The organism is Pantoea latae (assembly GCF_002077695.1).
Lineage (GTDB): Bacteria > Pseudomonadota > Gammaproteobacteria > Enterobacterales > Enterobacteriaceae > Pantoea > Pantoea latae.
On the sequence record NZ_MWUE01000008.1, the window covers coordinates 167,100 to 180,756 of the forward strand.

Consider the following 13,657-nt stretch of genomic DNA (forward strand, 5'->3'; position numbering starts at 1 on the left):
AAGGTCGCTTTTTATCGCCATACCGCTTACTGCGGCATGCCCTCGCTGGTGGGCAGGCCGAGCATATAGCGCGACATAAACTGCTCCAGCGTCATCGTATCGCCGTTCATATTCACCTGGCCGTTGGTGTACTGCAGGCTGGTGACAATATTGTTGTCCTGCTGCTGGGTCAGACGGAACATCTGGCCCATCGCCGCCAGGCCTTTCACCTGCTGATCCGCCAGCTTCTGCGCGTCGTCGCCGGTATAGCCTTCGGCGAGGCCAACGTTGCGCATCACTTCGGTCGCCATCGGCATATTGATCACCAGCTTGCCCGACAGATTCTTCAGCACGCGATCCACCATGCCGGCCAGGTTTTGCGGCTGACCGGTGACGGTGGCCGGATCGTTAAAGTTCACCGTCAGGTTGAAGGTGCTCTCGCCTTTGCCGTTCTTCCAGCTCAGCGGTGCGATGCTCACTGACGGCGCGCCTTTCAGCAGCGTCGGCAGGTTGTTCATCAGGATGGTGTTAACCCCGGCCTGATAGCGGATCGGATCGTTGGCCAGACCCTGCTGGTTCATTAAATCCTGCATCTGGGCGTTGTAGTTATCGGAGAACGCCTTCACCGCCTGGGCGTCGAACTGCGCCAGCTTCATGCTCAGCTTCGCTTCGCCGAAATCGTTATTCTGCAGGTGGACGTTATCGACGTGGTAGTCGATATCGCCGCTGATCTTGCCCGCCTTGTTATCGAACGACGAGGTGCCGTTGAGCTTCTGCAGCGTTAACGCCTCTTTGCCGTTGACGCTGGCGTTAAGTTTTTCCAGCTCAACTTTCTGATCGCCTATGCGCACGCCTTCCGGCGTCAGATGCGTATTACCGCTCAGCTTCACGCCATTGGCGGTAAAGAGCACCGGCATGCCCATCTCGTTTTTGCTGGTTACGGCGATGCTGCCGATATCGCTGTCGAGAGAGACTTTATCGCCCTTGCTGTCGGCGCTGACGTTCAGGGTGCCGCCGTTGGTGGCGACGCGCTGGCCGCTCTGCGCATTCTGGTAATCCAGCGGTAAAAAGCGCAGGGCGGTGTCGGTGGCGCCGCTATAGCCGATGCGGGTGTCCGCGTCGATCGGCGATTTGTTGTCGGTCAGGGCGAACAGGGTTTTCAGCGCATCGGTGTTTTCCAGCTCGCTATGCACCGACGCCATGCTCGGGATCAGGGTGAAGCGGCGCAGCTGCGCGAACGGGAAAGGACCATGATCGATGGTTTCGTTGAAGACGATGCTCTGGCCCGGCTTCAGCAGCGCGTTATCTTCGGTCTGCGAGCTGGCCTGCAGCACCAGCTTCGCCTTGCTGCTGAACACGCCGCGCTGATAATCCTGATAGCTCACTTTAAGGCGGCTGTTGGGCGCCCAGGCGTTGAGCTGCGTATTGGCGTTCTGCACCAGTTCATCCATATGGCTTTCCAGCTGCTTACCGGTAAACCATGCCGCGCCGGTCCAGATTACGCCCAGGGCGATAATCACACCTACGGCAACGTTGGTCTTTTTCATTGCTGAGTCGTCCTTATCCTTGTGTCCGCTTACGCCGCTGTCCGACGCCCGGCGAGGAGAGAAAAACGCCCGCAGGCGTTTTTTATCTAATAGATTGAAATAATAGCAGTTAGGTCCAGATTCGTCAGCCGCTTCAGCGCAACGCGTTAAAAACGCGCGCCAGACGACCGCGTCCGGTGGCCTTCAGCGCGCCGTCGCTGGCGGGTACGAAGCAGGATTCGCCAGGCGCCAGCGTCAGCTGCTGCTCGCCCAGCGTCAGCGTCGCCTCGCCTTCGATGCAGAACAGGATCGCCGCGCTCTCCTGAGAGAGCAGCTGGGGTTCGTTGTCCAGCGCGTGAATGGCGAACGCGAAATCCTCCACCGGAATGGGGAAGTTCAGGGCGCGATCCTGCTGTTGCGGCTGGGTAAGCAGCTGCGACGCCGGTTTTGACTGAAACTTCAGGTTGGCGAGCAGCTCGGGAATGTCGATATATTTTGGCGTCAGGCCCGCACGCAGCACGTTGTCCGAGTTGGCCATCACCTCCAGCGCGACGCCATTCAGGTAGGCGTGCGGGGTTTCGGCATAGAGAAACATCGCCTCGCCCGGCTGCAGGGTGATAACGTTCAGCAGCAGCGGCGAGAACAGCCCGCTGTCGTCCGGATACTCCACCGCGATCGCCCGGATGGTTTCCCACGGCTGGCCTTCGCGCGCGTTAAGCGCGGCTTTCAGCACGCCCAGCGCCAGCGACTTCGCTTCGCCCTGCAGCGACAGCAGCGTAGCAAACAGCGTCGCCAGATTCTTTTCGTCTGGCTGCTGCAGGAAATGGGCGATCTGCGGATGCGCGCCCGCGACCGGCTGCAGCAGCGAGGCGATGTCGCTCAGCTCGCGAAAGCCGTTCATCGCCTGAAAGGGCGTCAGGGCATAGACCAGTTCAGGTTTATGGTTGGCGTCTTTGTAATTGCGCTCCGGCGCGTTAAGCGGAATACCCGCTGCATTTTCGCGCGCAAAACCCTCTTCGGCGGCGCTTTTGCTGGGATGGACCTGAATCGACAGCGGCCGATCGGCGCACAGCACCTTAAACAGGAAAGGCAGCTCGCCAAAGCGCTTCGCCACCGCATAGCCCAGCGTCGCTTCGGGATCGGCGTCGATGATATCGCGCAGCGAGCGGCGCTCGCCCTTGACCTCAATCTGCGACGGGCTTTTGGGGTGCGCGCCCATCCACAGCTCCGCCATGGGCGCATGGCGGGGATTGGTAACGCCATAGAGTTCCGTTAAGGCGGTTTTGCTGCCCCATGCGTAATTTTGCAGCGAATTGACCATTTTTTGCATGATTAACCCTTAATCACGGGAAGTTATTGCGACTATTAAAGCAGAAAATGGTGCTGATAATACATATCAAGTGCAAACAGCGCGACAGACTCGCATAATGTTAAATTCTTGTATGTAAGCATTCTGCGCGTCCAGCCTTTTCGCGCTGGGCGACCAATCACCACAACCTGTGCTAAAGGAGACGTAGACATGGCAGCCACGCGCATTGAAAAAGATTCAATGGGGCCCATTGATGTACCCGAAGACAAGTTATGGGGCGCGCAAACGCAGCGCTCGCTGGAACACTTCCGTATCTCGACAGAAAAAATGCCTACCGAGCTGGTCTATGCATTAGCGCAGACCAAGCGCGCCGCCGCCACCGTTAACCGCGATCTGGGCCTGCTGCCGGCCGAACGTGCGGACGCCATTGTTAAAGCCGCCGATGAGGTGCTGGCGGACCAGCACAGCGGTGAGTTCCCGCTGGCGATCTGGCAAACCGGCTCCGGCACCCAGACCAATATGAACATGAACGAGGTGCTGGCCAACCGCGCCAGCGAACTGCTCGGCGGCGAGCGCGGCATGTCGCGTCTGGTGCATCCCAATGACGATGTGAATAAAAGCCAGAGTTCCAACGACGTCTTCCCGACGGCGATGCACGTCGCGGCGGTGATCGCGCTGCGCGAGAAGCTGATCCCGCAGATTGAGGTGCTGAAAAACACCCTGAGCGAGAAGTCCAGCGCCTTTAAAGATATCGTCAAGATTGGCCGTACCCATCTGCAGGATGCGACGCCGCTGACCCTGGGCCAGGAGATCTCCGGCTGGGTGGCGATGCTGGAGCATAATCTTAAGCATATCGAGCAGAGCATTCCTCACGTCGCCGAACTGGCGCTGGGCGGCACCGCCGTCGGCACCGGGCTGAATACCCATCCCGAATATGCGGTGCGCGTGGCGAAAGCACTGGCCGAGCTGACCGGACAGCCGTTCGTCACCGCGCCGAACAAGTTCGAGGCGCTGGCGACCACCGATGCGCTGGTGCACGCGCACGGCGCGCTGAAAGGGCTGGCGGCGTCGCTGATGAAGATCGCCAACGACGTGCGCTGGCTGGCGTCAGGCCCGCGCTGCGGCATCGGCGAACTCTCTATTCCAGAGAACGAGCCGGGCAGCTCTATCATGCCGGGCAAGGTGAATCCGACCCAGTGCGAAGCGCTGACCATGCTCTGCTGTCAGGTGATGGGCAACGACGTGGCGATCAACATCGGCGGCGCGTCGGGCAACTTCGAGCTGAACGTTTTCCGGCCGATGGTGATCCACAACTTCCTGCAGTCGGTGCGTCTGCTGGCTGACGGCATGGACAGCTTTAACCACCACTGCGCCGTCGGCATTGAACCAAACCGCGATCGCATTTCGCAGCTGCTGAATGAGTCGCTGATGCTGGTCACCGCGCTGAATACCCATATCGGCTATGACAAAGCGGCTGAAATCGCGAAAAAAGCGCATAAAGAGGGGCTGACGCTGAAAGGCTCGGCGCTGAAGCTCGGCTATCTCACCGAAGAGGAGTTTGACGCCTGGGTGCGTCCGGAAGAGATGGTCGGCAGCATGAAGGCGTAATCCAGCCAACAACAAAAGGCCAGCTTTGCTGGCCTTTTTACGTTATATCGGACAGTCAACCCACAGATGCAGCCGCGGGATCAGCAGGTTTAGCGGCTCCGCCGCCGGCTTATAGCGATGCTGCACGTTATCGGCGTTGTAGTTCAGCAGCTCTCCCAGCACCGGCACCTGCGTGCGGTCGCGGCACAGCACCACGATCGGCGACGGGCAGGCGAGCTGGGTCTGCTTTTTCTCCTCGGCGCGCCAGACGCGCGCGATAGGCTGCACCTTCACCGGCCGCTTGATCTTCAGCCGCGCGGTGGCGGGCAGGGCGCGCACGCTCTCCAGCTCATCCTGCACCTTCTCCGCCCACTGTTCGCGCGTCCAGGGCGCCTGCGCGCGATTGGCGCTCAGGCTGCGCTCCAGCTGCGCGACGATCTCTTCACGCTTGACGTTTTTGATGACGTGCTTGTTGGCCCAGCCGAAGCGCAGGCTGTCCGGCGCCTGCAGCAGGGTGATGGTGCGGTAGGCGTTGAGCGTGATCAGGCCGCGCAGGTGCTGGTGCACGAACTCAAAGCGCGCCTCGCTCGGCAGCCCCGATTCCACGGTAATGATCTGCTCCAGCCGCGCTTTGTACTGATTCACCTGGGCGATCTGCGCGGTGAGGGCGGCGGCGCGTTCGTCGTCAGCTTCGATGCAGATCGCGCCGGGCAGACGTACGGCCGCTTTGGTGCTGAGCTTCTCGGACTGATGCTGCATAAAGAGGCGACAGAAGTGCGCCAGCGCCATGTCGCGCGCGGTGGTGCCCAGATGCTGTTCCACGGCGATTTCCGTCACCGCGTCGTGCTCGTGGCCTTTCTCCACCGGTGGCAGGGAAAAGACGCGCGCAATCAGCAGCGGCTGCGCCATGATCATCTCGCGCAGCTCGCCGAGCGACTGTTCCAGGCTGTTTGCGCACTCATGCAGGTCGGATATCAGGTCATAACGCATTTTTGCTCTCCCTAGTTACAACATACCTTACTCTGGCAGAGAGTGTTGCTGTGTGCAATCTGTTCTAATAGTTACAACATACATATCAATCCCATAATTCAAACCGTGCAGCCAGCAGGCCAAGCAGTAAAAGCAGGGCAGCTCGCGCCATTTCGGTTTTTTGCTTATGGCATAACATGTTATAAAAGTCGTTACCTGTAAAAAGCGGTGACGGATGTGGATCAACAGAATAAACCGGGCGTGCTGGCGGTCGTGGTGCTGGGCCTGGTGCAGATACTCTCATGGGGCGGTTCATTTTATCTGATGGCCGTCATGGCAAACCCTATTGTCGCGGAAACCGGCTGGTCGCAGCAGTGGGTTTACGGCGCGCTCTCGACCGGCATTCTGGTTTCTGGTCTGCTGGCGCCGCTTAGCGGACGCATTATCGCACGCACCGGCGGCCGGCTGCTGCTGGCGCTGAGCGGGGCGGTGATGGCGATCGGGCTGGTTATCATGGGGCTAAGCCATTCGCTGCTGCTCTTTATGGGCGCCTGGGCGATTATCGGCGTCGGCATGGCGATGGGGCTCTACGATGCGCTGTTTGCCACGCTGGGCACACGCTACGGCGGACAGGCGCGCGGCGCCATTACCAGCATCACCCTGATTTCCGGCTTTTGCACCACGCTGGTCTGGCCCGGCACCGCCTTGCTGATCCATCTGCTAACGTGGCGCGGCGCCTGTTTCGCCATTGCCGCCATGCTGCTGCTGGTATTACCTGCCTATTTCTACGCGCTGCCGAACCGGTCGCTGGCGCTTAAGCCGACAGCGCAGGCCGCGAGCGCGCCGCAGCAGGATATCGCGCCGTCGCTGTTCTGGCTGCTGTGCGCCATCTTTACCCTGGCCTCGGTGATTATGACGGCAATCTCGGTGCAGCTGATATCGCTGCTGCAGGCGAGCGGCTACACGCTGGCCTCTGCGCTGGGGATCAGCGCCATCCTTGGCCCTTGCCAGGTGGGCTCGCGCATCGTCGATATTTTATTTAAGCGCGGTCATCCCATCTGGACCGCTTTTTTCTCGGTGGGGCTAGTGGCACTGGGCCTGCTGCTGCTGGCGCTGTTTCCGCAGCTGGCGCTGCTCAGTATGGTGCTTTACGGCGCGGGAAACGGCCTGCGTGCGATTGTCAGGGGAACTTTACCGCTGGCGATGGTCAAACCAGAAGCTTATGCCGTCGTGGTGGGCCGCATGGCGCGTCCGGCGCTGATCGGACAGGCGCTGACGCCGCTGGCGGGCGGCTATGTCTTTGAAACCTTTGGCGCCTCCGCAACCATGGGGTTGCTTTGCGCGCTGGCATTGCTTAACGTGGCGCTGGTAATGGTGCTGAAACAGCGGCTGCCGGCGAGACCGGCGTCAGTGCCGTAGCAGCGGGGCGGAAGCCGCAGCGCCACTGGGCTGAACAGCTTGTGCTGTCGATGGCGATGTTTTAATGAATACGTGCCCTGGCGCAGCAGCCTTGCTTCTAAAAAGCAACAGTGTTTGTTATATTTATTGCTCACTGAATGTTCACTTACGCGGCAATAAAACAATAAGATGCACCGCAACTCAGGAAAATGAAATGCTTGATTACCGCTTCCCGACAGCTTTGCAAATGGTTCTTAGCGTAGCGATGGCGGAGCAAATGGGTAAACGCTCGACCAGCGCCATTCTGGCATACGGTCTTGAAGCGAACCCCAGTTTCATCCGCAAGCTAATGGTTCCGCTGACGCGCGACGGCATTATCGTCTCGACGCTGGGGCGTACCGGTTCGATCCATCTGGGGCGTCCGGCCAGCGAAATCACGCTGCGCGATATCTACACCTCAGTGATTGAAGACAAAAAGCTCTGGGCGTCGCGTCCTGACGTCGCGCCGCGCTGCCTGGTCAGCGCCAACCTCTGCTGGTACTTCAAATCGATTGCCGACGAAGCCGAGCAGGCCTCGCTGGACGTGCTGGCAAAACGCACCGTCGCCGACGCCCTCGAAGAGCTGAAAAAAGGCAACGAAACCGAGTGCGCCCCGGTGCTGGAACCGGATGCTATCGAAGACCTGTGCAAAAAAAGCCGCTAACCGCGGCTTTTTTTATGCCCGGCAACGTCGGAGTTCAATAGCCAGGATTAATCAATAACAGACTAAAGCAAAAAAAAACGCCCAAATGGCGGTTTTTTTATTCGATTGATTTTTCAGGATAATAGTATTTTATCTGCTGTTTATTTTTATCTAAGGAGAGAGAAGTGGCATTAATCAATTGTCCGGAATGTAAAGCGGCAATCAGCGATTCAGCATTTAAATGTCCTTCATGCGGGCATCAGGTAAAAAAACCAAAGCGAACGCTGTTTGGAAAAATTGTGAAGATCGTATTTATCCTGTTTAACCTGTTAATGATCTATTCTATTTTCGCCGGTATGGGCGCGAGCGGAGACGTGATCAATAACGCGGCTTCCGATGCAGAACGAGCTGGCGCGGCGTTAGGCGCGGGCATGGGTGCGATGATGCTAGGGATTCTCTGGGTCGTAGGGGATATCATTATCGGCACGCTGGTTTTTCTGACGCGCCCCAAAGCCTGATCATACCTCCCGTAAAGCAGGTACATGCGTGTGAACATAAAAAGCCGCTGATGCGGCTTTTGATAGTCAGGTTTGACGTCATATTTTTCATCCATGAAAAAGAAAGGCGGTTACGCAGTTTTCACATTCTGTTTCCATCATCTGAATAAAAGAAAGGGCGGTCACCGACCGCCCTTATTATTTACGCTGTCTGCAGCGCCTCTTTCGGTGCTTTGCGCGTCACCAGCTTACGCAGCGTGACGTAAAACACCGGCGTCAGGAACAGGCCGAACAGCGTCACGCCCAGCATCCCGGCGAACACGGTAATGCCGGTCACGCCGCGCACTTCCGCGCCCGCGCCTTCGCCGAGAATCAACGGTACGGTGCCGGCGATAAAGGCGATAGAGGTCATCACAATCGGCCGCAGACGCAGGCGACAGGCTTCCAGCGCCGCCTCCACGATGCCTTTGCCCTGCATCTCCAGCTCGCGCGCGAACTCCACGATAAGAATAGCGTTCTTACACGCCAGCCCCATCAGCACCACCAGACCGACCTGCACGAAGACGTTGTTATCGCCGCCCGTCAGCCAGACGCCGACCAGCGCCGACAGCATGGTTACCGGCACGATCAGGATCACCGCCAGCGGCAGCGTCCAGCTCTCATAGAGCGCGGCCAGCACCAGGAACGCCAGCAGCACCGCCACCGGGAAGACGATAAAGGCGGTATTGCCCTGGGTTGCCTGCTGATAGCTCAGATCGGTCCACTCGATATTCATGCCGTTCGGCAGCAGCTGACCGGACATCGCTTCCAGCTGAGTCATCGCCTGGGCGGAAGAGAGCACGCGTGGATCGGCGTCGCCAATCAGGTCCGCCGCCGGGTAGCCGTTATAGCGGATCACCGGATCGGGGCCGTAGGTGGTGGTGATATGCACCATGCTGCCGATGGGCACCATCTCACCGCGATCGTTGCGGGTGCGCAGGTTGGCGATATCCTCCACGCTGTCGCGAAACTCGCCGTCCGCCTGCGCCATCACGCGCCAGGTGCGGCCGAAACGGTTGAAGTCGTTAACATACGACGAGCCGAGATAGATCTGCAGCGTGCTGAAGAGATCGGTCAGCGACACGCCCTGCGCCTTGGCTTTATCGCGGTCGACCTGCACGTCAAGCTGCGGCACGTTCGCCTGATAAGAGGAGATGGGATAGTGCATGCCTGGGGTCTGCATTACCGCGCCGGAGAGGGTGTTGATCGCCGTCTGTAGCGCGCCGTAGCCTAGCCCTGCGCGGTCCTGCACGTACAGCGAATAGCCCGACCCCTGGCCGAGGCCGAGGATTGGCGGCGGCATAATCGAGAAGCCGAAGCCCTGCTGCAGCTGGGCGATCTTCGCGTTGATTTCTGCGTTGATCTCCGCTGCGCTGTGGGTGCGCTCGCTGAACGGCTTCAGGCCGAAGAACACCGTGCCGGTATTCGGCGTGTTGGTGAACTGCAGTGCATTCAGACCGGGGAAGGCGACAGAGTAGGCGACGCCTTCGGTGTTCATGCCGATTTCGCTCATCTTGCGGATCATCTCGTCGGTGCGCTCCAGCGACGAGCCTTCCGGCATCTTCACGCCGCCGATCAGGTAGAGCTTATCCTGCGTCGGAATAAAACCGCCCGGCACCGCGTGGAACATAAAGCCCGCGCCCGCCAGCAGCAGCACATAGACGCCGAACACCGCGCCGCGTCGGCGCAGCGTTTTGCCGACCAGCCCTTCATAGCCGTGCGCGCTGCGGTTAAAAAAGCGGTTGAACGGACGGAACAGCCAGCCAAGCAGGCGATCGATAATGCGCGTCGGAATATCTTTCGGCGCATGGTGATCTTTCAGCAGCTTCGCCGCCAGCGCTGGAGAGAGCGTCAGCGAATTGATGGCGGAGATCACCGTGGAGATGGCGATAGTCACCGCGAACTGCTTGTAGAACTGGCCGGTCACGCCGGAGAGAAACGCCATCGGCACAAACACGGCGCACAGCACCAGCGCGATGGCGACAATCGGCCCGGAGACCTCGCGCATCGCCTGATGCGCCGCCGCCTGCGGCGACAGGCCCAGCGCGATATTACGCTCAACGTTTTCCACCACCACGATGGCGTCATCCACCACGATGCCGATCGCCAGCACCAGCCCGAACAGGCTCAGGGTGTTGAGCGAGAAGCCGAGCAGGTAGAGCACGCTAAAGGTCCCGACCACCGACACCGGCACCGCCAGCAGCGGAATAATCGAGGCGCGCCAGGTCTGCAGGAACAGGATCACCACCAGTACCACCAGGGCGACCGCTTCCAGCAGCGTATGCACTACCGCGCTGATCGAGTCGCGCACGAACACGGTAGGGTCGTAGGGCGCGGCCCACTGCACGTCGTCCGGGAAGCGCGTCGCCAGCTCGTTCATTTTGGCGCGCACCGCGTTAGAGAGATCGATGGCGTTGGCGCCAGGTGCCTGGAAAATACCGATGCCGACCGCGTCTTTGTTGTTGAGCTGCGAGCGCAGCGCGTAGCTGCCAGAACCCATTTCAATACGCGCCACATCGCGCAGCCGCACCAGCGAGCCGTCGTCGGAGGTTTTCAGGATGATATTGCCGAACTGCTGCTCGTTTTCGAGGCGGCCGGCGGTGTTGATGGACAACAGAAAGTCAGACTGCTTCTTCAGCGGCTCGGCGCCGAGCTGGCCGGCCGACACCTGCACGTTCTGCTCCTGCATCGCCGTCACCACGTCGGCGGCGGTCAGGCCGCGTGCGGCCACCTTGTTGGGATCGAGCCAGACGCGCATCGCATACTCGCCCGCGCCGAAGATCTGGATCTGGCCAACGCCCGGCAGGCGCGCCAGCTCATCTTTCACCTTCAGCGTGGCGTAGTTGCGCAGGTAGAGCGAGTCGTACTTGCCGTGCGGCGAGAACATATGCACCACCAGCGTCAGCGTCGGCGACATCTTCTGGGTGGTGATGCCGAGGCGGCGCACATCTTCCGGCAGACGCGCCTCCGCCTGGGCGACGCGGTTCTGCACCTGAACCTGCGCCTGATCGGGATCGGTGCCCGGGCGGAAGGTGACGGTGGTCACCAGCACGCCGTCGGAGCCGGCCACCGACTTCATATACATCATGTTCTCAACGCCGTTGATCGCCTCTTCCAGCGGCGTCGCCACCGAGTCGGCAATCACCTTTGGGTTAGCGCCGGGATATTCGGCGCGCACCTGCACGCTGGGCGGCACCACGTCGGGATACTCGCTGATCGGCAGCAGCGGAATGGCGATGAGCCCGGTCACGAAAATCAAAATCGACAAAACGGCGGCGAAGATCGGCCGGTCGATAAAAAAGCGGGAAAAGTCCATAGCGGCAGTAGCCTCAGTTAGTTGGCGTGAGCCGCGCGCATCGCGACCTGCTGGGCCGTGACCGGCATGCCGGGCATAAACACTTTCTGCAGGCCGTCGACGATCACCCGATCGCCCGGCTGCAGGCCGTTTTTCACAATGCGCAGGCCCTCGGCCATCTCGCCGGGCTGAATATCGCGGCGCTGCGCTTTGCCGTCTTTATCCACTACATAGACATATTTGCGATCCTGATCGGTGAGCACCGCCTTGTCGTCGATCAGCAGCGCCTGAAACTCCGCGCTGCCCGGCAGACGCACGCGCGAGAAGAGGCCCGGCGTAAACTGACGCTGCTGGTTGTCGAGCTGGGCGCGCATGCGGATGGTGCCGGTGCTGGCGGTCAGCTGGTTGTCAGTGAAGTCGACCACGCCACGGTGCGGATAGCCGTTTTCGCCGGCCAGGCCGATCTCGACCGGCAGCGAGCCGCGCTGCTGGCCCTGGCGCGCCATCGCCTGGTAGTGCAGAAAGGTGGTTTCATCGACGTCGAAGTAGACATACATGCGGTCCTGCGACACCAGCGAGGTGAGCACGCTGGCGCTGTCGCCGGCGGTCACCAGGTTGCCGGTAGTGATCATGGCGCGGCTGGCGCGTCCGTCGATCGGCGCGGTGACGCGGGTAAAGTCGAGATTAAGCTGCGCCATATCCACCGCCGCCTCGGCGGAAAGCACGTCAGCCTGCGCCTGGCTGGCGGCGGAGCGGCGCTGCTCCCACTGCTCGCGCGAAATCGCCTGGCTGCCGATCAGCTTCTCGGTGCGCGCCGATTCGCTGCGCGCCAGCGCGGCCTGACTACGCGCGCGCGCCAGTTCGGCCTTCGCCTGCTCCAGCGCGGCACGGTAGGTGCGATCGTCGATGGTGAACAGCACCTGGCCTTTTTTCACCTCGTCGCCTTCGCGGTAGTTCACCGCGTCGATATAGCCGGAGACGCGCGGGCGCAGCTGCACGCTCTGCACCGCTTCGATGCGCCCGTTAAAGCTGTCCCACTGGCTGACCGGTTTCTGCACCACATCGGCGACGCTGACCTGAGGCGGTGGCGGCGGGGCGTTTTGCGCCACGCCTTTGTCACATCCGCTGAGTATGCTGGCCAGCAGCGCCGCGCCCAGAAGGGTTGAACCCTGACGAACCCACTTCGTTTGTCTGTTCATTATTGTTATTCCGCATAGCGTTAAAAAAGAGCCCACACGCGCGAGCCAATATTTGCAACTTTTAAGATTGCAATTAATCGCGAGGAGTGTAGGCTCGTGCATCAGGCAACTGCAAGAATATCTGATACACTTTATGTGCGGTTTTGACTGAGACGAAACGCCGACAGCGCGGGGGAAGAGAATGACCTTACGGCGAGTGCGGCATTTAATGTATCAATCCAACTTGCATTAAATGGCAAAGTCAGTCACCCTTAAAGTGTAATTGCAACTGATACTGATACTGTTCGCAACGGCGACGGGAGAAAATGGGATGATGAGCGACGCATTTATTCACGATCTTATCGACTGGATCGACAACAACATCGAAGCACGTCTGGATCTGGACACCGTATCGGAGCGCGCAGGCTACTCCAAGTGGCACCTGCAGCGTATGTTCAAAGAGCATACCGGTTATCCGCTGGGCGAATATATCCGCATGAAGAAACTGAAAAAATCAGCGGATCGTCTGACCACCACCAACGAACCGATCCTCAACGTGGCGATTTCGCTGGGCTTCGACTCGCAGCAATCCTTCAACCGCAGTTTTAAACGCCAGTATGGCGTCGCGCCTGGCGCATGGCGTCGTCACGGTGCCCAGATGCAAGTGATGCAGTGATCCCCGCAGGGCCAGCTATGCTGGCCCGCGCTGTATCTGACAAGTAAAGCTGGTATCATCTGCGTCCTGTTGTCTGGGATGCCATCATGTCGAAAAAACTCTGGATCGCACTGATTATCGTGCTTGCGGCCGCCTGGGCCGGTCTTAAACCCCATCTGAACGCTCTGCCTTCGTCCGACGCCCGCGATATCAGTTCGCTGACCGATGCGCGTACCGTGGCGCGTTACCTGCTGCAACATCAGCAGCTGCCGGACTACTACATCAGCAAAAATGACGCGCGCCGTCTCGGCTGGGATCCTGCCAGAGGCAATCTGTGCGACGCGCTGCCGGGCAAAGCGATCGGTGGCGACCGCTTCGGCAACCGCGAAAAGCGCCTGCCGCAGCGCAGCGGGCGCCTGTGGTATGAGGCGGACGTCAACTACCGCTGCGGCCACCGTGAGGCGGATCGGCTGGTTTACTCCTCTGACGGCCTGGTCTATATCACCACCGATCACTACCGCAGCTTTAAGCAGGTGCCGTAAC

11 protein-coding genes are annotated in these 13,657 nt (G+C 59.9%); 6 read left to right on the forward strand and 5 right to left on the reverse strand.

The window, feature by feature from the left end; translation table 11 throughout:
- Window positions 1-26 precede the first annotated feature (26 nt).
- A complete protein-coding gene (locus B2J69_RS06290; RefSeq protein WP_081137458.1) occupies window positions 27-1,526 on the reverse strand; it encodes a YdgA family protein in 1,500 nt (499 codons plus the stop codon).
- A gap of 133 nt (window positions 1,527-1,659) precedes the next feature.
- Entirely contained in the window at window positions 1,660-2,835 is a 1,176-nt protein-coding gene (gene manA, locus B2J69_RS06295; protein ID WP_081137461.1) for a mannose-6-phosphate isomerase, read from the reverse strand.
- 189 nt (window positions 2,836-3,024) lie between these two features.
- On the opposite strand from manA, the gene fumC reads away from it, so the two are divergent.
- The gene (fumC, locus tag B2J69_RS06300; protein ID WP_081137464.1) at window positions 3,025-4,422 is read left to right on the forward strand and encodes a class II fumarate hydratase; all 1,398 of its coding nucleotides are present in this window, start codon (window positions 3,025-3,027) and stop codon (window positions 4,420-4,422) included.
- 42 nt (window positions 4,423-4,464) lie between these two features.
- Here fumC and tus read toward each other — a convergent pair whose 3' ends face one another.
- A complete protein-coding gene (gene tus / locus B2J69_RS06305; RefSeq protein ID WP_081137466.1) occupies window positions 4,465-5,391 on the reverse strand; it encodes a DNA replication terminus site-binding protein in 927 nt (308 codons plus the stop codon).
- A gap of 216 nt (window positions 5,392-5,607) precedes the next feature.
- On the opposite strand from tus, the gene B2J69_RS06310 reads away from it, so the two are divergent.
- From B2J69_RS06310 to B2J69_RS06320, 3 genes are all read left to right on the forward strand, one after another.
- Window positions 5,608-6,789, forward strand: coding sequence for an MFS transporter (locus B2J69_RS06310; RefSeq protein WP_081137469.1), 1,182 nt, complete (start codon window positions 5,608-5,610; stop codon window positions 6,787-6,789).
- A 193-nt stretch (window positions 6,790-6,982) separates the two neighbouring features.
- Window positions 6,983-7,471: an RrF2 family transcriptional regulator gene (locus B2J69_RS06315; RefSeq protein ID WP_033789942.1), complete on the forward strand. Its 489-nt coding sequence runs from the start codon at window positions 6,983-6,985 to the stop codon at window positions 7,469-7,471.
- Window positions 7,472-7,635: 164 nt separating this feature from the next.
- Window positions 7,636-7,968 (forward strand): hypothetical protein, encoded by a 333-nt coding sequence (locus B2J69_RS06320; protein WP_081137472.1) that lies wholly within the window; start codon window positions 7,636-7,638, stop codon window positions 7,966-7,968.
- Between the two features lie 181 nt (window positions 7,969-8,149).
- On the opposite strand, the gene oqxB is transcribed toward B2J69_RS06320, so the two are convergent.
- Both oqxB and B2J69_RS06330 read right to left on the reverse strand, forming a co-directional pair.
- The gene (oqxB, locus tag B2J69_RS06325; RefSeq protein WP_081137474.1) at window positions 8,150-11,302 is read right to left on the reverse strand and encodes a multidrug efflux RND transporter permease subunit OqxB; all 3,153 of its coding nucleotides are present in this window, start codon (window positions 11,300-11,302) and stop codon (window positions 8,150-8,152) included.
- 17 nt (window positions 11,303-11,319) lie between these two features.
- Window positions 11,320-12,480 carry an efflux RND transporter periplasmic adaptor subunit gene (locus tag B2J69_RS06330; RefSeq protein ID WP_081137477.1) on the reverse strand — a complete coding sequence of 387 codons (1,161 nt, stop codon included), beginning with the start codon at window positions 12,478-12,480 and terminating at the stop codon, window positions 11,320-11,322.
- A 310-nt stretch (window positions 12,481-12,790) separates the two neighbouring features.
- Between B2J69_RS06330 and B2J69_RS06335 the strand changes: the two genes are divergently transcribed.
- Both B2J69_RS06335 and B2J69_RS06340 read left to right on the forward strand, forming a co-directional pair.
- Window positions 12,791-13,135 carry a helix-turn-helix domain-containing protein gene (locus B2J69_RS06335; RefSeq protein ID WP_081137479.1) on the forward strand — a complete coding sequence of 115 codons (345 nt, stop codon included), beginning with the start codon at window positions 12,791-12,793 and terminating at the stop codon, window positions 13,133-13,135.
- A gap of 86 nt (window positions 13,136-13,221) precedes the next feature.
- A complete protein-coding gene (locus B2J69_RS06340) occupies window positions 13,222-13,656 on the forward strand; it encodes a ribonuclease domain-containing protein (RefSeq protein ID WP_081137482.1) in 435 nt (144 codons plus the stop codon).
- Window position 13,657: the final 1 nt, after the last annotated feature.

Bases quoted from the DNA above. Each gene is read 5' to 3' on its own strand.
- B2J69_RS06290 (WP_081137458.1), bottom strand. From the start codon at position 1,526: ATGAAAAAGACCAACGTTGCCGTAGGTGTGATTATCGCCCTGGGCGTA.
- manA (WP_081137461.1), bottom strand. From the start codon at position 2,835: ATGCAAAAAATGGTCAATTCGCTGCAAAATTACGCATGGGGCAGCAAA.
- fumC (WP_081137464.1), top strand. From the start codon at position 3,025: ATGGCAGCCACGCGCATTGAAAAAGATTCAATGGGGCCCATTGATGTA.
- tus (WP_081137466.1), bottom strand. From the start codon at position 5,391: ATGCGTTATGACCTGATATCCGACCTGCATGAGTGCGCAAACAGCCTG.
- B2J69_RS06315 (WP_033789942.1), top strand. From the start codon at position 6,983: ATGCTTGATTACCGCTTCCCGACAGCTTTGCAAATGGTTCTTAGCGTA.
- oqxB (WP_081137474.1), bottom strand. From the start codon at position 11,302: ATGGACTTTTCCCGCTTTTTTATCGACCGGCCGATCTTCGCCGCCGTT.
- B2J69_RS06330 (WP_081137477.1), bottom strand. From the start codon at position 12,480: ATGAACAGACAAACGAAGTGGGTTCGTCAGGGTTCAACCCTTCTGGGC.
- B2J69_RS06335 (WP_081137479.1), top strand. From the start codon at position 12,791: ATGATGAGCGACGCATTTATTCACGATCTTATCGACTGGATCGACAAC.
- B2J69_RS06340 (WP_081137482.1), top strand. From the start codon at position 13,222: ATGTCGAAAAAACTCTGGATCGCACTGATTATCGTGCTTGCGGCCGCC.